The 22,198-nt window shown below is 37.0% G+C and carries 21 protein-coding genes; 4 read left to right on the top strand and 17 right to left on the bottom strand.

Translation table 11 applies throughout. The features are described from left to right. Positions 1-80: 80 nt before the first annotated feature. The 7 genes from A5889_RS09580 to A5889_RS09550 all read right to left on the bottom strand — a co-directional run bounded on the left by A5889_RS09580 (position 81) and on the right by A5889_RS09550 (position 6,835). On the bottom strand, positions 81-737 hold the full coding sequence (locus A5889_RS09580; RefSeq protein ID WP_087641680.1) for a winged helix-turn-helix domain-containing protein: 657 nt from the start codon (positions 735-737) through the stop codon (positions 81-83). Between the two features lie 63 nt (positions 738-800). Then, positions 801-3,587, bottom strand: coding sequence for a leucine-rich repeat protein (locus tag A5889_RS09575; protein WP_087641679.1), 2,787 nt, complete (start codon positions 3,585-3,587; stop codon positions 801-803). A 27-nt stretch (positions 3,588-3,614) separates the two neighbouring features. Further along, a complete protein-coding gene (locus A5889_RS09570) occupies positions 3,615-3,818 on the bottom strand; it encodes a hypothetical protein (protein WP_087641678.1) in 204 nt (67 codons plus the stop codon). Positions 3,819-3,843: 25 nt separating this feature from the next. Then, positions 3,844-4,149: an LPXTG cell wall anchor domain-containing protein gene (locus tag A5889_RS09565; protein ID WP_087641677.1), complete on the bottom strand. Its 306-nt coding sequence runs from the start codon at positions 4,147-4,149 to the stop codon at positions 3,844-3,846. Next, the gene (locus tag A5889_RS09560) at positions 4,139-5,236 is read right to left on the bottom strand and encodes a DUF916 and DUF3324 domain-containing protein (RefSeq protein WP_087641676.1); all 1,098 of its coding nucleotides are present in this window, start codon (positions 5,234-5,236) and stop codon (positions 4,139-4,141) included. The genes A5889_RS09565 and A5889_RS09560 overlap by 11 nt, the downstream gene beginning before the upstream one ends. Before the next feature lie 71 nt (positions 5,237-5,307). Further along, positions 5,308-5,976, bottom strand: a complete 669-nt coding sequence (locus tag A5889_RS09555; protein WP_087641675.1) for a WxL domain-containing protein — start codon at positions 5,974-5,976, stop codon at positions 5,308-5,310. Positions 5,977-6,082: 106 nt separating this feature from the next. Then, entirely contained in the window at positions 6,083-6,835 is a 753-nt protein-coding gene (locus A5889_RS09550) for a LytTR family DNA-binding domain-containing protein (RefSeq protein WP_087641674.1), read from the bottom strand. A gap of 266 nt (positions 6,836-7,101) precedes the next feature. On the opposite strand from A5889_RS09550, the gene A5889_RS09545 reads away from it, so the two are divergent. Further along, positions 7,102-7,731 (top strand): helix-turn-helix domain-containing protein, encoded by a 630-nt coding sequence (locus tag A5889_RS09545; protein WP_207114609.1) that lies wholly within the window; start codon positions 7,102-7,104, stop codon positions 7,729-7,731. A gap of 45 nt (positions 7,732-7,776) precedes the next feature. Next, a complete protein-coding gene (locus A5889_RS09540; protein WP_339087767.1) occupies positions 7,777-9,525 on the top strand; it encodes a MucBP domain-containing protein in 1,749 nt (582 codons plus the stop codon). A 92-nt stretch (positions 9,526-9,617) separates the two neighbouring features. Here the strand turns inward: A5889_RS09540 and A5889_RS09535 are convergent, their stop codons facing one another. The 4 genes from A5889_RS09535 to dhaK form a co-directional block, all read right to left on the bottom strand. Beyond that, positions 9,618-10,751: a glycerol dehydrogenase gene (locus tag A5889_RS09535; RefSeq protein WP_087641671.1), complete on the bottom strand. Its 1,134-nt coding sequence runs from the start codon at positions 10,749-10,751 to the stop codon at positions 9,618-9,620. Positions 10,752-10,775: 24 nt separating this feature from the next. Further along, on the bottom strand, positions 10,776-11,144 hold the full coding sequence (gene dhaM, locus A5889_RS09530; RefSeq protein ID WP_087641670.1) for a dihydroxyacetone kinase phosphoryl donor subunit DhaM: 369 nt from the start codon (positions 11,142-11,144) through the stop codon (positions 10,776-10,778). Continuing rightward, positions 11,137-11,724, bottom strand: a complete 588-nt coding sequence (gene dhaL / locus A5889_RS09525) for a dihydroxyacetone kinase subunit DhaL (protein WP_087641669.1) — start codon at positions 11,722-11,724, stop codon at positions 11,137-11,139. Before dhaL ends, dhaM begins: the two co-directional genes overlap by 8 nt. Before the next feature lie 63 nt (positions 11,725-11,787). After that, the gene (gene dhaK / locus A5889_RS09520) at positions 11,788-12,771 is read right to left on the bottom strand and encodes a dihydroxyacetone kinase subunit DhaK (protein ID WP_087641668.1); all 984 of its coding nucleotides are present in this window, start codon (positions 12,769-12,771) and stop codon (positions 11,788-11,790) included. A 212-nt stretch (positions 12,772-12,983) separates the two neighbouring features. Here dhaK and A5889_RS09515 point away from each other — a divergent pair, with 212 nt between their 5' ends. Further along, positions 12,984-13,976: a dihydroxyacetone kinase subunit DhaK gene (locus A5889_RS09515; protein ID WP_087641667.1), complete on the top strand. Its 993-nt coding sequence runs from the start codon at positions 12,984-12,986 to the stop codon at positions 13,974-13,976. A 198-nt stretch (positions 13,977-14,174) separates the two neighbouring features. On the opposite strand, the gene dhaS is transcribed toward A5889_RS09515, so the two are convergent. The 6 genes from dhaS to A5889_RS09485 all read right to left on the bottom strand — a co-directional run bounded on the left by dhaS (position 14,175) and on the right by A5889_RS09485 (position 21,725). Then, on the bottom strand, positions 14,175-14,723 hold the full coding sequence (gene dhaS, locus A5889_RS09510) for a dihydroxyacetone kinase transcriptional activator DhaS (RefSeq protein ID WP_087641666.1): 549 nt from the start codon (positions 14,721-14,723) through the stop codon (positions 14,175-14,177). Between the two features lie 106 nt (positions 14,724-14,829). Then, entirely contained in the window at positions 14,830-15,591 is a 762-nt protein-coding gene (locus tag A5889_RS09505; RefSeq protein ID WP_087641665.1) for a hypothetical protein, read from the bottom strand. A gap of 11 nt (positions 15,592-15,602) precedes the next feature. Then, the gene (locus tag A5889_RS09500; RefSeq protein ID WP_087641664.1) at positions 15,603-16,469 is read right to left on the bottom strand and encodes an ATP-binding cassette domain-containing protein; all 867 of its coding nucleotides are present in this window, start codon (positions 16,467-16,469) and stop codon (positions 15,603-15,605) included. Positions 16,470-16,613: 144 nt separating this feature from the next. After that, a complete protein-coding gene (locus A5889_RS09495) occupies positions 16,614-18,392 on the bottom strand; it encodes an ABC1 kinase family protein (RefSeq protein WP_087641663.1) in 1,779 nt (592 codons plus the stop codon). A 177-nt stretch (positions 18,393-18,569) separates the two neighbouring features. Continuing rightward, the gene (locus tag A5889_RS09490; RefSeq protein ID WP_087641662.1) at positions 18,570-20,681 is read right to left on the bottom strand and encodes a hypothetical protein; all 2,112 of its coding nucleotides are present in this window, start codon (positions 20,679-20,681) and stop codon (positions 18,570-18,572) included. A gap of 465 nt (positions 20,682-21,146) precedes the next feature. Beyond that, positions 21,147-21,725, bottom strand: coding sequence for a TMEM175 family protein (locus A5889_RS09485; RefSeq protein ID WP_087641661.1), 579 nt, complete (start codon positions 21,723-21,725; stop codon positions 21,147-21,149). A gap of 159 nt (positions 21,726-21,884) precedes the next feature. On the opposite strand from A5889_RS09485, the gene A5889_RS09480 reads away from it, so the two are divergent. Next, positions 21,885-22,085, top strand: coding sequence for a hypothetical protein (locus A5889_RS09480; RefSeq protein ID WP_087641660.1), 201 nt, complete (start codon positions 21,885-21,887; stop codon positions 22,083-22,085). The last annotated feature ends 113 nt before the right edge of the window (positions 22,086-22,198 follow it).

The following is a 22,198-nucleotide window of genomic DNA, read 5'->3' as shown; positions in this document are numbered from 1 at the left end:
TCAGCACACTTCTATCATATCTTTTCTTTTTATGTTGTCCACTTACTATGTTATCTAAAGATACACAAAACAAATAGGCATTATGGCTTTAGAATATATCCTTTGGATCTGATCGTTTGGATCATATATTTTTTATTCTCAGGCAACTTGTTTCGGATGTGAAAAATGATATTCGCTACGCGATAAATCTTCTTATCCTTCGAGCCATTCCATAAGTATTGAAATAACTCATCATAAGTGACTGTATCATTCATATTTTGATATAGAATTTCAAATGCGCGAAACTCTTTTCTTGTAAATGCGATTTCCTGCTCCTTATCAACAACAATACACTGCTTATTGTGATCTAAAATAAGTGAATCCAAAGCATCTTTTGGCAAACTGTCAGATAAAGCACAGCCAGTGCACAGATAGTTGTGCATCGTCAATAACAACTCCTTCATTTCTGTTGTTTTAGATATGACCCCGTTAGCACCCAATTGGAGATAAATCAGTTTCTCATCTGTGACATAGTCTTTAGCAATCACCCAAATAGGCAACTGTTGTTCCTTGAGATTAAGTAGATATTCTATCGTTTTAGAAACATCATTTTCTTTGTTTTTATCTATTAAAATGATATCGATTCCTTCTACGTGATCACTGCCTTGAACCTTCGTAGCTTCATAGCCATTTTGAATCAACAATGTCCGTAGATCTGTATCATAGCTAGATGTTGAAAGCAAGCCAATACGTGTCATTTTTTTCTCCTTTGTAAAAGATATCAGTCTTCGTCAAAATGTATCTTCACTTGTTCTAAAAATTTATAGTGTATCCTCCAAAGTCCAAGTCAATGTACCATTATAAGCACTTCCGTTGACCTTTGTCAGCTCTTGAATCTTTAATCGAATATCATTGACTTCAAGCGCATAGTAGCCCGAAGCGCCTCCGTTTTTGGCGGATAATATCCCTGTATCCGTTTCAGTACTAGAAAAGTTGGAAGGGACGAGTGAGTTTTCCTTTAGTCTATCTGACGGTTCAATGATCGTTGTTTGACTCGGAGGAATCGAGACATCATCAGTATGATATTCTTTTAATTTATTATCTGTAAAAAGATACTCCACAGTCTCTAAACTATCGCCTGATTTACTCTCCGTTAAATGTGAAGCCGTTAATTGTACTTTCCAGCCATTTGTCTCTTCGGTCCCTCTCATATCACTTACAACTACATATGCCGGCAACTTGGTCGTTGTCTTAAATGTTTCTTCTAAATCAGCTAAATGATGCGAGCCAAAATCAAAAATATCAGGAACCCACAGCAAACTCAGTCCAGCTTTTTCCTCTTTGATTATTTCCACGGTGAATTTATCTGTATCATACAAGCTAGCGGAAAGAATCGATCCTTCAAATGATTCGCTTTCCATCGCTTGTTCAGCTTTACTATTTTTAAAATGGATTTTGACCGGAAAGTTTTTGATATCTTGAGCATCGATCCCAGTAACGAGAACTGCTCCGCTTGTGCTCAGATCCACTCGGGCATTACCAGTAATATCCTGCCCGTTCTGTTCGATCCATAAATCGCCCAGCGTCAATTTGTCAGAAGGATAAGCAATGGTAAGCTGTGCATCTTCTAAATTGAGCTGATCTTCACTCGCAGCAACATCTGTCACGAAATCGACTGCTGTATCTCCTTGTTTCGCATAAATATCATGAATATCCAGCATCACTTGATTCACAGGCTTTTCTTCTCCTGTAAATAAGACCATGTTGAATGCAACAATATCTGTCGTACCTGAAACAGAAGTACTTGAAGGGATCGTCCAATTCAAATCGGCAATACCTTGATAAAAACCCGGCATCAAAATAGTAGCTGGCGCCGATGGATCACCGATCGTAATAGAAACCTTTTTCTTCATAAACGTTTCAGGCTGAGAAAAAATATTCCATTGCAAGCCCCAACTCGGTGTATAGGTTTTGTGCATTTGATAATACATAGAATGATCTGCAGGCTGTTTCAATACAATGTATTTGTATAATGTTTTTGTATCTTCACTCGTCATATCCTCATCCCGATAAAACTGATACTCATACGTTTCACCTACATTCAAAAATCGATCACTATACTTTTCGTAATCAGGAAAAGCATACAATAGCATCTCTTTAGGTAAATTAGCTCTGACAGCATCTGTATCTGAACTATATAGATTACGCAGTGAAGTTAAAATACCTTTAAACATACTATTGCCGGAAAAACTATCTGTTTCAATTCTTTTTATCACTGGAAGTGCAATACTGGTCAGTGCGCTTCCCGCACTAGTACCGGATTTCATTGAGAAAATAGAATGACCGATCACTTCAACTTTCTTTACGAGTAAACGTCCTAAAGAAGAACAATTGTAAAAGGCTTCGTCACCGATCGATTTTGCTTCTGGTGCACTTATTTGCATGAGTTTTGTACAATTATAAAAAGCTCTAGCAGGAATAACTTTTAATTTAGGTAAAAGAAGAGGATCACCGCTTGAATTAAGACTAAACCCGTAGGCATTTCCTCCCGTTAGATCGGCACATTCTTCAAAGGCGCCTTCTCCCATTTCAACTAAACTATCAAGAGTAAGATATTTTAGAACCTTGGCATTTCTAAATGCTTGCTTTCCAATTTTCGTTACTTTTGGAAATGATAATAGTGTCGTTGAAGTCGTACCGCTCTCATCCGGACTAACCAATGTACCGCGTAATAATGATTGACCATGAAAAGCATAATCACCGATTTCCTCAACTTTTGGTGCATAAATACCGATCAGCTTGGCATTGACATTAGCTGATGGCGGTGTGATCTCACCTGCAACCACAGCAAAAGAATCACCTATTCTTTTTATTTTAGGCAGTATTAGGTTAGCAATAGGTACACTCGCAGTAAGACTCTTTAAGACACCGTCTCCCGCTACCATATCCGGAAAAGTCAGACGAGCCATATTTCTAAAATAAGCTGATTTATTTGCTAGTATCGTTACGATTGGGCTTCTATCATAAGCAGAAAAATCCGCAACCGCAATATTAGATACTTTGATCGATTGGACTTGTGCCAAATCAAATTGACCACCAGCCTGACGAGTAGCCTCAACCAACGCCGTAAAAGCATCTTCTAAATATGTATTTGCTTGCGCCTTTTTATCCGGATCCTTTAAGTCTAGGTCGATCAACGTTTTGGCCGCTTCTGGAGCGATAACTTCTGCAGAATAAATTAAACTATTCGTTGTAACGGGAGTCATATTTACACGATACGTCTCCTCATGTACGACAATAGCATAGCTTAGCGTATTAGTTGCAGCAGCTCTGACAGCGGCCTGTTTTGAATCCTCGATATTTGTAGTACTACTTATTTGGGTTTCTTGATCCCCCTTAGTCACTGATTCAGTAGAATCATCAACACTCAGCTCACTTTCGCTCGATTCACTCATCGTTGTCGCTGTCGTAGCCTGTAGATCTTGGCTGTTCATTGTTTCTTCTTGTCTATCGGATGTATCAGCTGATACTGCTAAATAACTTTCCTGACTGGAAAATGCCAGAACAACAAATGCTGTTCCCAATAAAACATATAACCCTCTATTCATACTCACACCTCTTTTTATCACAATTCATCAGCTCATCAATTGACTTCTTATTACAATGAAGGTATACATGCCCAAAGCAATCCAGCCAACAGATAAAGCCGTTAGAAACAAACTAACCACAAGTTCTTTAGAAAGTCCTTTTCGTCCGGATGCTATCCTAATAACCAAAATAAGCGAAGTAATAAATAGTATTACGCCAAGTATCACGGGTAAATAAATCCATATATTCATTGTATTTTTCCTCCTACTAAAACACTCAGATTTTCCGTCTTAACCTTTTGAATAAAAACAATCCTAGAAAAATGAGCAGTACACCAAGTAAACCAAAAAATTGGCTTTTCTTCTCTCCAGTGTTAGGAAAATTCTTTTTTCCGCTCCCAGAAACATCTGACGGCATTTTACTTTCAGAAGTAGCAACAGTAGTGGAACTTTGTTGAGTACCCGTGAATGTGATACCTACGTCAGTAGGATCGTTTTGAGAAGCCGAGGCAAAAAGAGGACTCGCTTGAAAAATGATGCTAACGATCCCTACAATCAATGGATATAAAAGTTTACGTCTCATGCGTTTTCCTCTTTTCTCTTTTTCCTTTACGTTTATCTATTTTCTTTTTTTGTTTCTTTTTATTCTTAAGCGAGAAAAATTGTAACAAAGCAATTGCTGCTATAGTTAGACCTGCCAATAGAGCAAACAAATAATTATACATTTTGGGTAAGGTCAATTTATACACTGATTTTTTATTCACTTCAGATGCTTGCTTTGGACTGACAGTAAATTCTTCATCCCAATTCCAGGAATCTTGATCATTTTGAGCAGTGATTTTCACCCTATAGGAGCCTGCTTCAAGATTACCTAAGCCTAATTGAATAGGAAAATCAAAAGATGTGTTAGGCGCAATAGACATATTCTCTAAATTCTTTTCTCCGATCACTTTACTACTGCCTTTTTTATACAGCTTTGCAGACATCTCCAAGTTTTGAATCACATATGGATTAGGATTTTGAAAATTGACTGCTGCTGTTTTATAGCCATTAATAATTTTTGCTGCTGCCGTTTTATAGAGTAAATCACCACCGACATTGTATGGCTTTTTATCCTCTGTTAACAAAATGCCTATAGTATAGCCATAATTTGTCGCAACGCCTTTATTTTTTTTCCCTTCATCTAGATGTTTCAATACTCTGATCGCACCCAGCTTAACACCTGAGAAAGCCTCTGCTGAAGGACTGATTTTAATTTCAACGACTTTCGTTTCATCCTTTTTTAAGGTCAGTGATGGATCAGCGATCGATACCAATTTAGTCAATGGCGTTTTTAAGCTCTCATCTAATTGGGCGTTCACCTGACTATAATCGATATTTCCGTTGATGCTGGTTGAAGCATTCACTATATTAAGATCTAAAGCAAGCTTTTCACCGCTAGTATTTACTATTTTTAGCTGTAAAATTTGTTTTTCACCAGGAACGACTGCCGGATAAAAAAAGCTTAAGCTTGGATCTACTTGTGTTTCAGGACGAATAGCTTGAACAGAAAAACCTACATTTTTTTCTACAACTGTATCTTTTTCGGCAAAAGTAAAAAGCGGAAACCCGCTGCCTAAGATAAAAACTATTGCTCCTATAAAAAGAGTTCTTTTTATTTTTGAATTCATAATACTTACTCCTAAGTAAAAGCTAAGTGAGCTATCAAGACAGCTCACTTAGTTCTAAGATATAATCAAAATTACAGTGTATCTTCTAGTGTCCAAGTGACCGTACCAGTATAATTTCCTTCTTTTGCCTGACTTTGAGGAACTTGCAGCGTAACATTTCCAAATTCAGCTGCATATTTCCCGTTTTCAACAGCAGAACCTGTTGCTGTCATTACTTCTTGTGCAGCACCGCCAGCAGCTAACTGGATGTTCGATGAAACTGTCACATTTGACCATGAACCCGGTGCGTCAACGATTGCTCCAGTTGACTCTGGGACAACAGTATTATCTGTCGGTGTATATTGTTTTACTGCCGTATTTGTGATATTGATTTGTGCTCCAGCTAACGAATTAGAACCAGATTTCAATTCACTTGAAGCAGCTTTTACAGTCCATTGACCGTGAGCATCTGTTCTTTTATCTTCAACGACTGTATATTTTGGTAATGGATTTTGCATTTCGTACGATGTACTTGCAGTCGCATTATCTGCCACATCATGATTACCAAATTCAAACGTTGTTGGAACCCAAATCAAATTCAAGTCGCCCTCTGGATTAGGATTTGGTGTGTGTCCAGAAAATTCGATGTGTGTGTCTGTACTCATTTCACCTTGAGGTGCTGCTAAAGCCTTAGTTCCTCCAACACTAGCTAAAATCACTGTTGATAAAAGTAGTGAAGAATAAATTGCTGTTTTTTTCATAAAAAGTCTCTCCCTATTTGTGTTTTTTTTGTAATTTCTATTACAATTTAATTATACAAAAGTTATTTCATTATAAAACGCCGTTTCACGCAGTAAAAAAGGCATTTTATGCATTTACTCGGTACAAATCCTTTAATTCTCTTTTAAGTTTCAACATCACTTTTGTGCTAAAATATATTTTTTGTTGATCTAAAAATTCAATATAATTATCATCTAAATTTACTTTTTTTACTTTATTAAGATTAATAATATATGATTTTAAATCTTTATAAATTTGTTTAGATGATATACTCTCTTTTAATTTCCCTAAGGTGCCTTTCGCAATGTGTTTACCATGTTCTGTGTAAACCATCATATAATTACGTTCCTCTTTGATTGTCTCGATAAACGTAATCTCCTCCCAAGGAATAATGATATCTTCTTGTTTGTAGCTGATCAGCAAATTATTGTTACTACTCATGCGTTCCAGCAGATTCTGCTCTATTTTTTTTAATATTTTTTGAAATTGACAGCTGATATCCTGTGTATTCTCAAAGATAATAAATGATTCCTCACTATATCCTTCGTTCACCATTTGAACTAGGTCAAACCCTTCTTTACATATGTAAATAAATTGGAAGGAACACTGCATTCTTTTAATTTTACTAGTCAGCTTTTCCCATCCTTTTTCAGTTCTCATCAAGACGATCGTATTTCCTTGTGCAACGTTTACTCTTTTTAAAAACTTGTCTGCAGAGTCATCAAAATACGCTTTGATTTTTAATCGACCATTATAATCGGCCAAGTGCTTTGCCAATTTTTCCTGAGCAGTTTCATTTTCTTCAAACATATACAAATTACACTTCACCTGCTCTAGCATTTTCTCAACTCACCTCATATTTTTTTATTTATCTCATTTTCTTAGATACAACATGAAAACATGTTTATAGTAAATTCCAAAAAAATAAAAGTAAATATTTTTCAAGAATTTACTATGCCAAGTTTCTTGGCACCGCGGTATTATAAGGGTTTTTAGAAAAATTAAATATTTTAAAATAATAAAAATATTATAAATTTACATTGACAAGTTCATTTCGATTTGATAGATTATTAAAACATTCTAAATAAAAATAAAGGATATTTTTCATGAAATTAGGAAATTATTTGAAAGAAGAACGAAATAAGAAAAATTTGACCCAACAACAAGTTGCTGAAAAGATCCATGTTTCTAGGCAGACGATCTCAAATTGGGAAAACGAACATAGCTATCCCGATTTAGAAAGCCTGGTCTCTTTAAGCGATTTATATGAAGTTTCATTAGATCGATTGCTAAAAGGAGACCAACAAATCGTCACCTTTTACAGTGATTTAGCAAAGGTGAATAGAAAAACGACAATTATTTTTTATTTCTTTTACTTTCTTAATGTACTTCTAGCTCCTATGACTATTTTTTTTGACTTTTTTTATGATAATACTGGAGTAACGCCCTTTTCAGTATTGTTACATGGGGGCTTAACGATCAATCTCTTTTTTCTAATTATGTTTAAATTACTACTAACTTCAGATACTTTTTCTAAAATAAATATTCGCAATAGTTTATTCTTCATAGGGATATTTAGTGTCATTCTGATTTCATTTGCCTATTTCTCTAATTTAGAAAATAGTATAGATGACTATATTAAACTTGGCTTTTCTTTAGGAGAGTATGCCTTTATGTCTGTCAAATCTTTAAGTGTTCTGATGCTCTTTCTTTATCCTCGCAGTATCAAAAAATAACTGCCCCATGCTAAAAATATTTATTCTATATAAGGAGTTTATAAAATGTTAAAAAATAAATTATCTATCCTTTTCTTTACGCTAGTATCTGTTTGCTTTTTGATCTTAGATGCTAAACCAACTTTCGCTGCCGCTGAAGGAACCCTGAACATTCATGTACAAAGCTCTAATGCCGCTCATCCAATCGAGGGATCTTATTTCACAATCACTGGGATCACTGACCCTTCCTATTTCCAATTAGTGAAAACAGACACTCAAGGCAGATTGTCACTTCCACTTCCTGTTGGTGATTACACTATCCGTCAAATTGCAACGACTTCTGCTAGAGAAAATGTAGGTATTTCTTCTATTGGCTACAGTAGAACCATTTTAGCTGGTCAAACGGCTACCGCAGAAGGAAGTGCACTTTATATCGGTGGAGATTATGCTTTTGTAGATAGCCCCGATATTGTCTATTTAAACAAAGGGGATTATTTTGATTCAAGTATTGCTGCTCAGGGAATTAGAGCCTTCAATCTCAATTTTGGTCCCGTTTTGGGTACAGAAAAAAAAGCAGGTGGCACATTCTTTGAGTACTACAACAATGTGAATACTGCTGTTCCTGGTGAGTATATTTCTGTTTATCTTGCGCTGCAAAATTCATTCAGTACAAGAACCACGCATGTCTTAAAAGTGGTCGTTTTAGATACTCCTGTAGTAGCTGGTGATGTAACGATCAAGTATCTTGATCAAAACGGAGATGAGCTTATTCCTGCTCAGACAATCAACGGTAACGTAGGGGACACTTTTGATACTTCCACAGATCAATACCAGTTAACTATTGATGGGTATTCTTTAGATACTTCGAAACTTCCTTTTAATATGACTGGTACGTTTACTGATACTCCACAAACTGTTTCTTATGTATATACTAAAAATCCTGTTCCTGCTGGCGATGTTACTATTCAGTACCTTGATCAAAATGGTATCGAAATCAGTCCTGCCCAAACTATCAATGGGAATATAGGCGATTTCTTTGACGCTTCCACAGATCAGTACCAATTAACTATTGACGGGTATTCTTTAGATACTTCAAAATTGCCTTTTAATATGACTGGTACGTTTACTGATACTCCACAAACTGTTTCTTATGTATATACTAAAAATCCTGTTCCTGCTGGCGATGTTACTATTCAGTACCTTGATCAAAATGGTATCGAAATCAGTCCTGCCCAAACTATCAATGGGAATATAGGCGATTCCTTTGACGCTTCCACAGATCAGTACCAGTTAGCTATTGACGGATATTCTTTAGATACTTCGAAACTTCCTTTTAATATGACGGGCACGTTCACTGACACTGCTCAAATTGTTTCTTATGTGTATACAAAAAATCCTGTTCCTGCTGGTGATATTACTATTCAGTACCTTGATCAAAATGGAAAACAGATTCATTCATCTCAAGTTGTTAGCGGAAATATTGGAGATATTTTAGATACTTTAAAAGACACCTATCAACTAACGATTGAAGGATACTCCTTAGATTTTTCTCAATTGCCTAAAAATATTACTTTCAATGAGCATACTCAAATAATTTCTTATGTATATACAGAAAATTCAGCTCCATCACCAATCAATTCAAAAACAAATTCAAATACAGCAATTGTGAATACGTCCCTTGCTCCAGCACAGGCGAAAGCACAGTTGCCTAAGACAGGGGAAAGTGATTCTCCTACTATAAAGATTATTGAAATGCTATTTCTTTTGATTCTTACTTTTTTTACCTTTATCCGGTGGAAAAAAATAGCTAAATAGGCATAAAAAATAAACACGCTAAACTAATACAGGCGATCCCTATTTTAGTCTAGCGTGTTTATTTTAATATGATTTAGTAGAGCCAACTCTCTCTAGTTGCTTTGTTGTTTGTAGGAACTGCCGATCTTGTCTGCAACAATGATTGCTGCCTTTACTTGTTCAACAGAAATCGGAAACGGCATCGAATGAATGGATTCTTCTGGAATACATGATTTTTCTGCCACTTCTGTCAATTCAGCATCTGTAATTTCTTTTACACCTAAATCTGCTAAACAAACAGGTAACCCAATGGATAAAGCAAAGTCCAACACTTCATATAATTCTGCTTTTGGTGCATTTTCCAATACTAACTGACAAATCGTGCTAAATGCAACTTTTTCCCCATGTGTGGCACCATGAGCATCATGTAAAATCGTCAAACCATCATGAATTGCATGGATTGCTGCTAATCCAGCACTTTCAAAGCCTAAACCTGAAAGTAAGATATTCGCTTCGATAATGTTTTCTAATGCTGGAGTCACTACATTATTGTCTGATGCTTCTTTGGCTTTTAATCCATCTTCTAAAATCGTTTCATAGCATAATTTTGCTAAAGCCAACGCAGTATTTGTTCCTTTAGCAGGCGGACAAACCCCTTCACGAGCGCCGCACGGCAAACCTGCATTGACATTGGAATAAGAATTATGTGTTGCTCTTGCTTCAAAATAAGTAGATAACGCGTCTCCCATACCAGAAACCAAGAAACGTGTCGGTGCATTTGCGATCACCACTGTATCGATCAAGACCACACTTGGACTTTGAACAAAATAAGCATAATCATCAAATTGTCCATCTTCTGTATAAAGAACAGCAGAGTGACTTGTTGGTGCATCTGTTGCAACGATTGTCGGAACAATGATCAAATTGTGACCTTCAGCCACACATTTTGCCGTATCGATCGCCTTACCGCCACCCAAGCCGATCACACAGTCACACTCATTTTCGGTAGCTACTTTTTGTAAACGAGCAACTTCCACTCGTGAAGCTTCACCATGGAAATTACTTTCTACAAAAGATACATTGAATGTTTCCGCTGTTTTATCCAGCTTATCTTTGACTCGTTTCACATCTTCTGGATGAGCGATCAATAACGCTTTTTTACCGAATGTTGTAACAAAATATCCTAAATTCAACAACTCATCTTCACCTTGAACATACTTTGTGGGGCTAATAAATGCTTTTCTCATGATTCTAAAACTCCTATCCTCAACTTATTTTATTTTTAAGGGCACTAACTGCTCCTCAATAGCCTCTAGCGGTGTATCTACTTGTAATAAAGCGGCAGCTGTATACGCACTTTCCACCAAAGCAGTATCAAATAACAATACTTCTTTTTCTGTCATGTCGATGGCCATCTCCAAATTCATTTTGGCACTGCCCAAATCGTAAAAAGCTAAGAGCTGCTGTGCTGGATTTTCTTCAAACGCTGCCATGATCCTTTCAAAGGATGTTCCTACTTCTCCCTGATCTAAGCCAGCTGCCACAGTGATCGGAACGTCTTTAGCGACTTCTTTGATCAAACGGTCCACACCTTCTCCAATTTCCTTTACATGTGAAACAATCACGATACCACTAGTCATTAAAAACACCTGCTTCCATTAATGATTCAAAGAAATAAAGACTCGACATCGCGCCTGGATCAATATGACCGACAGAACGCTCCCCTACATAAGAAGCACGTCCTTTTGTTGCTACGATATCTTTGGTTTTATCTACAGCTGACTGTAAATCTTCCAATGTTACATTTCCTGATCGTACAGCTTCGATCGCAGGCGCCCATAAATCAAGCATTGTTTTTTCACCCGGTTGGCTATTGCCGCGTTTTTCGATCCCAGCTAAACCTGCTTCTAAAATAGGCAGTGCTTCAGAAGTTGTTGCAGAAGCTTTTGCCATCTCCATCATAGCCGTTCCATAGAGCGGACCGGAAGCTCCTCCGACTTTACTGATCAACGCCATTGCAGTCAATTTGAATACATCTTGGATCGTTTCAGGAGCTTTACCTTGAAGACTCTCACTGACAGCTTCCATTCCCCGAGACATATTATTCCCATGATCTCCATCACCGATAGGCGTATCAAGTTCACTCAAATAGTCTTTATTTTTATCGATTTTGTCTTTAAATAGCTGTAAAGCTGTCTTTAAATTTTCAACAGTAAACATAGAATGACCTCCTTATTTATAAGTAACAACGTTTCGCTTCACTATATCTTGTACTGTTCTACATCACCAAGCAACTGTATCTACTTCTTCTTTCAAAGCTTCGATCCATTCATCTTCAACTTTCAATAACGTAACAGAAAGTCCCGCCATTTCTAATGAAGTCATATAGTTTCCAACTTTTGAAAAGGCAACTTCAACGCCATCTGTCTCTAATAAACGCATGGCATCAGCATAAAAAATGTATTGCTCCATCAATGGTGTACTACCTAATCCATTCACTAGAATTGCAAAACGATCGCCTGCTTTCCAGCCAAAAGCTGTTTTCAGTTTAGAAATCAATTCTTGTGCCATTTCTTTCGAAGGTTTGATTTTTTCACGTTTATAACCGGGTTCGCCATGGATACCTACACCAAATTCGATCTCATCATCAGCTAAAACAAATCCTGGTTTTCCTACTTCCGGTACAGTTGCACCTGTTAATGCCACACCGATCGTTTTCAAATTTTCGACAACCTTTTCACCAAGTGTCACTAGTTCTTCTACAGAAGCGCCGTTACGAGCTGCCGCACCTAATATTTTATGCACCAAAATCGTTCCGGCTACCCCACGTTTTCCCTGTGTATACGTACTATCCTCTACTGCGATATCATCATCTACAACGACTGTACCGACCTTGATCCCTTCCATTTCTGCTAGATCTTTTGCCATATCGAAATTCATGATGTCACCAGAATAATTTTTTACGACCATTACAACTCCTTGCCCTTGGTCGATTGCCTTGATTCCTTCAAAAATTTGATCTGGTGTGGGTGAAGTAAATACTTGTCCGCATACCGCTGCCTGCAGCATTCCAGAACCAACAAATCCAGCATGAGCTGGCTCATGACCACTCCCACCGCCGCTGATCAATGCAACCTGCTTTTGAATTTCCTTTTGTTTCAAAACAAATGTGTCTGGTACTTGCTGAATATTCTCTTGATGTGCACGAACAAAGCCTTGTACCATTTCTGGAACGACGTTTTGTGCTTGATTGATGATTTTCTTCATAGTATGTTCCTCCTATTTTGTTGATTCTAACGAAACTAGTAACCGACATCCACCTTTTGTATACGTTTACAATACTCGCATATTAAAAAACTTGCAACGGACAATACACAAAATGTGTCCGCTTTCATTTTATTCTTTATTAATTTGATAGTTTTCAATGCGGACTCAGCGTATAATAGAAACAGACTATATCAATGAAGGAGCGACTGCTCATGAAACAACTGATCAACACCAGCGGGCAAATAAGACAGCAATTACTCGCGGGATTAACATATACTTATAATGACAAGTTAAATTGGCAGCCGGAAACTGGCATCGTCACCAAAAAAGTCATCAATGAACAAAAAGTTGTATTGATCAGCGGCGGTGGCTGCGGCCATGAGCCAGCTCATGTCGGCTATATTGGCGATAACATGTTGGATTGTGCCGTTATGGGAACGATTTTTGAGCCTCCAAGTAGTTCAGAAATCCTTCAAGCAATTGAGCAGACGTATAATGGACGCGGAACGTTATTGATCATCAAGAATTTTGAAAAAGATGTAACATGCTTCCTTGAAGCGGAACGGCTGGCAAAAGAAAAAGGATTGCATATTTCTCATGTCATTGTAGATGACGATTGTTCCATCGAAAGCGGAACCTTTGAAAAAAGGCGTCGAGGAGTGGCAGGTACTGTGTTTGTCCATAAGATCCTAGGAGCGGCCGCAGCAGAAGGGAAAACACTTGGTGAGCTGCAAACACTAGGAGAAACATTGATTCCTTTGATCAAAACACTTGGTGTGGCTTTTTCACCTGCTTCACCGATCGGGATGATCCCGCAACAATATACATTAGCGGAGGACGAAATGTACTTTGGTATCGGCATCCACGGAGAGCCAGGCTATCGCATCGAAAAAATGCAGTCCTCGGAGCGGATTGCAATAGAACTCGTCAATAAGTTAACGCAGCAATATACAAAAAGTGAATTGAAAAATACCGCTGTTTTAGTTAACGGACTAGGCGGCACGCCGCTACTTGAACTGGGCATCTTCATGAACGATGTCCAACAATTATTAGAAATCGAAGATATTCCTGTGACCTATAAGCAAATAGGTAACTTTTTGACTGCGTATAATACAAATGGTCTGTCGCTCACACTTCTGAACCTAAAAGATGATCAATGGCTAAATTACTTAAAATTGCCGACAGATGCTTTTGGCTGGAAATAAAGAAAGAGAGCGAAACAAAACTAAAAATCAGTTTTGTTTCGCTCTCTAAACCTGAATAAACGGCGAGAAAAAAGTAGCTACTGCGCTTCGATCACATTAGCTAACGCATACAGTTTCACTATTGTTCAAAGAACAAAGTGAAGCTAGCAAATCTCCACGTACTAAAGCACTAAGAGTTGACCATTTCTACTCTAACTACTATTCTTTTTCATCAAAGCCCATCAAAAATGCGATCCTCATTTGCTTCGCAAATTGTTCCGAACTAACTGGACAGCCTCCAATGAGCCATTTTGTCGTCATCGAAACAAAAGCTGTCGCATAAAAGTCTTCTAAAAATAATTGTTCCTGATGCTCTCTCTCTTTTTCAGTACCAGCTTTAACGATCAGAACTTGTCTGATCAGTGATTTCAAATGCTGTGTATAGTATTCCTGAAACGAATTTTGACCGTCAAACTGCAAGATTTTTCTATAAAACAATTGATTTTCTTCAAAATAGACAAACAGATTCTCTACGATGGTCTGCCAGCCCTCATAAGCCAAATTATCTTCGATTTTTTCAATTGCTTCTTGTTGAAAAATCCAGTCTGCCAATTCATATTTATCTTGAAAATGATCATAAAATGTTTGCCGTCTCATCTTACTTTCCTTCATGATTTTCGCAATCGTGACTTTTTCAAATCCGATTTCTCCAACCAGCTTTTTAAAGACCTTAGCAATTTTCTTCTTTGTAATCAATGATCCTGTCATCTATCTGCACCTTTAAACACTTTAGTGTTTTCATTGTACCAGTAATTTGCGATTTATAACATCTATGTACTAAAAAAGCTGAGGATCACTCCCCAGCTCAAGGTTCTTATAAATTTTGTTTTTCTAATGTTCTTAATGAAATATAGCCAAAGACCACAATTGAAATGACCATTAAAAGTAATTGAAGGATATAACTTCCAGTCACACTAAAATTAAAAGCAAAGCCGATCGAGCTCAATAGCCCTGTAACAAAAGTGTTAATTATGTTGAATCCGATGAATAATAGGAACGATAGGTTCTTTCCTTTCATGATGATACAAGCAGTCGCAATGATCATCAGCATATTCAAATAGCTCAACAAGCCAGAAAAAATCAATTTCCCTAAGTTTAGATCGGTATAATAAAACATTGAATTGATTCCTTCAACAAAGCTATCCCAGCCATCCAGCTGAACGATTTTTACTAAAAATAGAATCATCGGAATCAATGCGATCAGTATCATCAATGCAATCGTACAAACAAAAATCGCACCAATTTTTGCAAAGAATAATTTTCTTCTATTTACGCCAGAAGCGACCATCATCGCCATGACATTATTCTTATAATCCATTGAAATCATATGGAATGGATAAACATAAGCAAAAATGACATTTCCCAGAATAACAATAAAGCCGACAATTCCCATCGTTGCAAGCAAAGTTGCCGCAGCACCAGATTCATAGTAATAATCTGTGAAGACCGACGTAGCACTCAATGCAAATAAGGTCAAAATAATGTTCAACACCCCGATCACTCCAGCTGTGATCAAAAAGCTTTTATCTCGTAAAAATTTAAATAACTCCATTTTAAAAATCAGTTTCCCAGTCATGTTCACCCCTCCTAATTCAATTTCTCATCTAAAATTTTCACTTTAGATAATTCAGAAATTTCAATCGATTCCTCTGCTAAACGCTGCTTGATCTCAGCCCAACGTTCATCAGAAATATCCAGTTTCACGCCGCCTTCTTCGTCTACCTGATAATAATAATTCGCTTCATCCAAGAACTCTTTCAGACGATCATTATTTGTTGTGTCGACACGGCGAATTTGTTTTTCTTTTTCAGCATTGATATCGATCGTTTCAGCGATACGACCGCGATCGATCACGTAAACGATATCACATAATGCTTCCAAATCATTCTGAACATGACTGGAAATAACTAGGGTCAACCCTTGTTCTGTCAACTGTTTCAAATATTTCTTAAACCATTTTACTGTATCGATATCTAATCCGCGGAAAGGCTCATCTAAAATCAAGACTTCCGGTGTATGCATCAACGCAATCAACAAAATCAGTTTTTTCTGCATGCCATACGAATAACTTTTTACCTTTTGATCTAATACAGCAAATAAATCCAGCTCTCTAGCTAAATCCTTTGCTTTTTCCTGATCAAAACTTCCACGCAAGCCAGAAAAATACTCAATATTGAACCAACCTGTACGATTCGTATAAACAGACATTCCGTCTAATACGATCCCAACATTTAGTAATACTTCATTGTGCTGTTTAACAGACGTTTCATCGATCAAAATATCGCCTTGATAATTCGAGATGATATTTGTCATACATTTAAACAATGTCGTTTTACCTGCACCGTTATGACCAACTAAGCCATAAGAAGTACCCTTTTCAAAGTCTAATGAACGGATATTCAATACTTCTACACGACCATAGCGCATAACTAGATCTCTTACTTTAATTTCCATAGTAAACTCCTTTTATTTTTTGTTTTCCCTTTTTTTCAATTTCAATCCCCTAATAATAGAAAAAAATGAACAATATTAGTGTATCATGTTTTTTATTTTAGAGGGAGATTATTTAAAAAGGAGACCATTTTCATCATGATCCCTTTACTTTTTCTTACGTTTTCTCAAAATATCGACTGCCAAAAATAAAATCGCAAACAGAGCGATCCCATAGCCGATCATGCCCAAAATAGAAACGAAATTACTCGTAACACTTTGGTTGAACTCAACCAACATGGATGACCCTATGATCAGTGCCGCTAAAATCAACCCAATAACTAAGCGATTGATCATCCCTTCAATTCTATCCAATAATTCATTTTGTTTCTTGAGTTCCAAATTGATTTTTGTTTTTCCTTTAGCAAAATCATCTAGTACATCTAATGTTCTCGACGGGATTTTCGGAGCAGCTTTAGCTGAATAAAGCAGATCTAATCCTGCTCGCTTCAATTCAAATGACCAATCGATTTTTTCAGTAAAATATTTTTTAGCAAATGGCGTTGCGATTTCCACTAATGAAATTTCAGGATCCAGCTCGCGAATCATTCCTTCAAAAGTTGCCACTGCTTTGACTAGCATGGTTACTTCCTGTGGGACCTGTAAATTATTTTGATGACAGATCGCTATGATTTGAAAAAATAACGTTTGTAAATTGATATCGCCAATACTAACACCATAATTATCCTCTAAAAGTGGTGTTAATTGTTCGAAAAATACTTCTTCATCCATCGGTCCGACTTGTTTACATAATCGCAAAATTGCCTGACCGATTACCTTAGCGTTATTTCCATATAAGCTATCCATCACTGCAGTCAATTTATGGATCATCTCTTTATCCAGTCTGCCCATCATGCCAAAATCCAAGAAGACTAGACGATACGGAGGTAACTCTTGGTCTTTTGTATACTCAAACATAAACTGATTAGAACCAAGCTTTTTTTCAAGATGCTGATTCTTCACTTGTGCAAACTCTTTCTTTCCTTCTTCTGAGAATGGGAGCATCTGAACAAAAATATTGCCTGGATGAGGATCTGCATGGAAAAAACCATCCTCAAAAACTTGCTTCACAAAATTTTTGACCAGCGTATCACCAAAATACTTTTTCATTTTTTGATGCTCTTGCTGCTGCTCATCAGTCTCATTTACTTCATCCTTCACAAAACGTTTGATACTCTTTCCTTCCATAAATTCCATCACCAAAACTTTTGATGTAGAGTATTCCTCATAAATCAACGGTGAACGAACAATCTGCCAACCGTTGTTCTTTTCATAAAATTCTTTCCCATTTGCTGCTTCTTTTAGCGAATCCAACTCATTTTCAAGAGATGTTTTGATTTCTAGAAAGATTTCTTTTGGATCGACTACACTAGCTTCTGGGATGTATTTGATCAACGGCAGTGCCTTTTCAAATAAAGATAAATCCAATGTAATCGCTTCTTTGATTCCTGGGTGCTGTACTTTCACTGCTACGATTCGACCATCAGGCAACATGGCCTTATGGGTTTGTCCCATAGATGCTGAGGCAAACGGCTGCTCTTCAAATTTAGTAAAAATATCGGTCAGAGGTAATCCTGTCTCGGCTTCAATAACTTCTTTTACCAAAGAAAAATCATCTGTTTTAACATTATCTTGTAATTTTTTCAGCTCATCAATATATGCGGGTGTAAGAATATCCGTCCGTACAGATAGCATTTGTCCGATTTTAATAAATGTTGGTCCTAAAGCTTCCAATGCTTCTCTAACTTTTTCAGGCTTCTCTTGTTTTGATAAATTTCCCAGTACATTATAAGCTAAAAAAACCTGCATGATTTCTTTAAAACGCGCACTTTTACTTTTATCCTTTTGTGTGTGAGCAGCTTTCGATACTGTTGAAGATTCTGTCATCGTCCTCTCCCCCTTTTCTTAATAGTAATCGTTATAAGAAATTAGAGCAACTCGAAACATAGACCAAGAGGGAGGTTGAGATAAAAGTCGAGCAGGTTCGAGCAATTGTCTATTATGTTTAAAAATGCGGGATAAAACCTAAAGATCAGTTTTGTCCCGCACTCTATTTTTTTCATTTTATATGCTCTCTTGTCTTGCAATATACGTCTCTAAATATTCACTTAAAAGCTTATAGCCTTCCATTTTTTGTTCAACTTCTTTGGGACAATAGATCCATTTACCCATGACTTTTCGTTTTCTAGATAGAACTTCGACCTCTTCTAAAAAATCAGCCAAGTCATCGACCAGTTGTTGGCAGCTCAGTTCATTACCGAGTAAAATATCCTTCTTCTCTTTTTCATAGACTGTTCCCCATAAATATGGCAGCACTTCGATTTGGCGAATATTTGCGTAAAAATCATCTTTCGCCATCATCCCCTTATGCCCTACACTTCGACCTTTTTGGAAATAGGTATGAATATCCCATTCTAGTTTTTTCAACCGACGTAGAGAAGGTCCTTGTTGATCCTGATAATTCTCTTTACTTTGTTCGTAGCCTTCTGCGACTGTCCAAGATCTGCTAGATTCTGAGATCGGATGCTTTTCAGACACACGATCCAGCATTTCCTCAATTGCCAGTGTGACTGTTGGGCGTTCTTCGATCATATCGGTTGTCGGTCTTGGTCTACTTGCTTGTAAGAAAGACTCTTTTGTTGGAAAGCCTCTATTAGCAGTTGAACTATTTGACGCTTTCGGTGGAGCTGGTGGGCCAACAAACGTATTATTGGTGCTTGTGTCGATCGGCTTTGACGGTACTTCTACTCTTACTGGTGCCTTTTCAATCACAGGTGGAGCTTGGCGGATTTTTTGCTCTAATTCTGCGATTTTCTGATGCGCCTTGATCAATTGAACGTCCACTTTTCCAACCGTTTGAGTCAATCGTTTGATTTCAGTGGCATTTGATTTTAATTGTTCCTGATCCTTTTGATGCTGTTCCGCCATTTTTTTAGCATGATCACTTTTCGTTAGTTTAGCATGAGGAATCTTTCTTTTCTCTTTACTTACATTGACTAGCTCAGATTCGACTGCTTGAAGTTTCGCAGTCAACTGCTCGATCACTTGATTCAATTTGATTGTTTCAGAAGCAGTTTCTTGTATTTGACCATGATCTTTTTCGATCCTTGCCAAAGCTTCAGAATCTGGCTTGGCATTCAAAACATTTGACTCCATCGTACTCAACTTATCATCTATTTTTTGGAGCTTATGGGCAATAGCTGTCACTTCGTTACTAGTTGATGCAACTTTTTCTGCTAACTGATTTCGTTCATGATCCACTTTTTTTGCTGTAGAAAAACTTAATTTTGGATGTTTCTTTTGTTTTTCCAATGACTGATCGATTTTCGATACTTTTTGATCCGAGTCATTTAGTCTTTGTCCTAATAAATCGATTCGTTTGAGCGCCTCTTCTAAACGTTCTTCGACCGTTGGACCGGACTCACCTTCAGATGAACCAAACATGATTTTAAATTTCGGCGGTGTTTTAGGTTTAGGCAAAGATTCTAGCTTTTGATTTACCTCTGTTTTGAATACTGAAAATTCCTCTACTAACTTAGTCAGTGTCTGCTCCAAGCTCTTTATTTGTTGCGCGTTGGCAGCTTCCTGTGCTTCTTTGGCAGCTACTTTACTTTGGATAACTTTTACTACAGGAGGGGTTTTCTTATTTTTGACTTCCTGAACTTCTTTGTATATATCATTTAGATTGTCGCTAAATTGATTCATCATTTCTGTCAAAAGTAGTACTTCACTGTTGGTTTCCTGCAGTCCCTTGACCATTTCTAACGGTACCGCTTCAGAAAATGCTGTTGTATGCTCTAGGCTTAGTTCTGGTACTTCTAAACCGCTGATCCATGTCCGCAGATCACTTATTTGCAGCTTGCTCAGTGGATGTGCTAGAGCTAAAAGCAACGTGATATAGACAGCTTTTTGTGTTACTCGAACATATAGATTTTTAACGACACTATCTTCAAATTCATGATTGAATTGTTCTGGTAAATCCGTCAAAAGTGCTTCAAATTGCTCTGGCTGATCATAATCCTCCGATAGCTCAAACTTTCTTAATAAATAAACAGAGTACTGGCTTAAAACATCATCTGAATAAAGCTCTTCCCCAAGTCTACTTTCTTCTATTTCTTTTCGGAAAAAAACTTTTTTATTTCCCGTTGTTTTATTTGTCTGGATTCCTTTTTCCATATGTACTAACGGCTCCTTTTTTTGCTAATTCCTTACTTCATAATGAACATTCCTTTTTATAACCAGTGAAGGTTTGGAACAGAATTTTGAATTTGCAACGATCAATCATCTACTTGTTTTCTTTTAATATCCTAAACTGACATGCTGATAATTGCTGAAAACGTTGTAGTCGTTATTGATATTTTCGTCTTACTCCTACCATTTTTCTAATTCTATGTTTAATACGTCCTTTTTTACACAATCATTTCTAATTTTACCTTAAAATACACCTGTTTTGTTTTCATAAAATGTTTAATACGTCTAAAAAAATGAGAATATACTTTTTTTATAACAAAAATAGAGAGCGGAACAAAACTAAAAATCCGTTTTGTTTCGCTCTCTTAATCCGAATAAACGACGAGACAAAAGTATCTCTTTTGGAAATAAATACTTTTGTATCAGACTCTTATCAATTCTACAATTTATTCATTCTTTGTATTTATTTTCAATGCGGCGATCAGGAATGATCCACATAATCAAGCTACTAATATTTAAAACCAAGACAAAGTATGGATGAATCAACCAGCCAAGAGCCAATCCTAAGAGATTTAAAAAAATCGTGATGTACGATTTATTATAGCGCTGGAACAGCTCTCTTAAAGTAGATTCTTTACCGTTTGCTCGTATCAATTCTTTCGTCAATATCAAATAGGCACAATTGGCGATCAACGTCACAATACCATAGGTCAATTGTGGGACTAAGCTGTCAATGAAATCACCGACCCAGGCTGTTGCAAAAGGCACCAATGTTAATGTAAAAATGAAAAAGTTATTTGCCCACAGCACTCTGCCATTGATTTTATGAACTAGTTGAAACATATGATGATGATTATTCCAATAAATCGCCAGCATCACAAAACTGACAACATAGATAAAAAGCTTCTTCTCGATCCCAACCAATCCAGCTAAAGTATCTGTTGTTGGCTGGTGTAACTCTAATACTAAGATCGTCATGACGATAGCGATCACTGCGTCTGTAAATGCTTCGAGCCTCGATTTTGACATGTATTCCACTCCTTGTATCTTACATCCTTTTAGACAAATGCTATGCGTTCACCCGCCTTGCGCCTGAGAGAAAATCAGACCCAAGATGGATTCCTTCTCTTGAGATTCTTGCTATACTTTATTCATAGAGAACGAGAGAAAAAAATGGAGGTTTTACTAATGAGACAACAATCAATGATAATGAATATTTTAATGGTCATCGGATTATTTTTCGTAGGGAGTTTTATTTTAAGTATTGTACTAGGAATTGTCGGAAGCTTATTGTGGTTTGCAATCAAGATCATGATTCCCGTAGCAATCGCTGTGTGGCTAGTTCGCATGATCTCAGGTCCTTCAAATAACCGCCGTAGATACTATTGATCCTATTTTTTAAAAATCGAAGAGCAGGACAAAACTAAAAAATTAGTTTTATCTCCTCTTCTTCCCCATAAATCGACAGGAACAGAAGCATCTTTCTCCTAAGGAGGTGCTTT

This window comes from Enterococcus sp. 9D6_DIV0238 (genome assembly GCF_002174455.2).
GTDB lineage: Bacteria > Bacillota > Bacilli > Lactobacillales > Enterococcaceae > Enterococcus_L > Enterococcus_L dunnyi.
The sequence above is the reverse complement of the archived record's forward strand: the minus strand, read 5'-3'. Positions and strand labels throughout refer to the sequence as shown.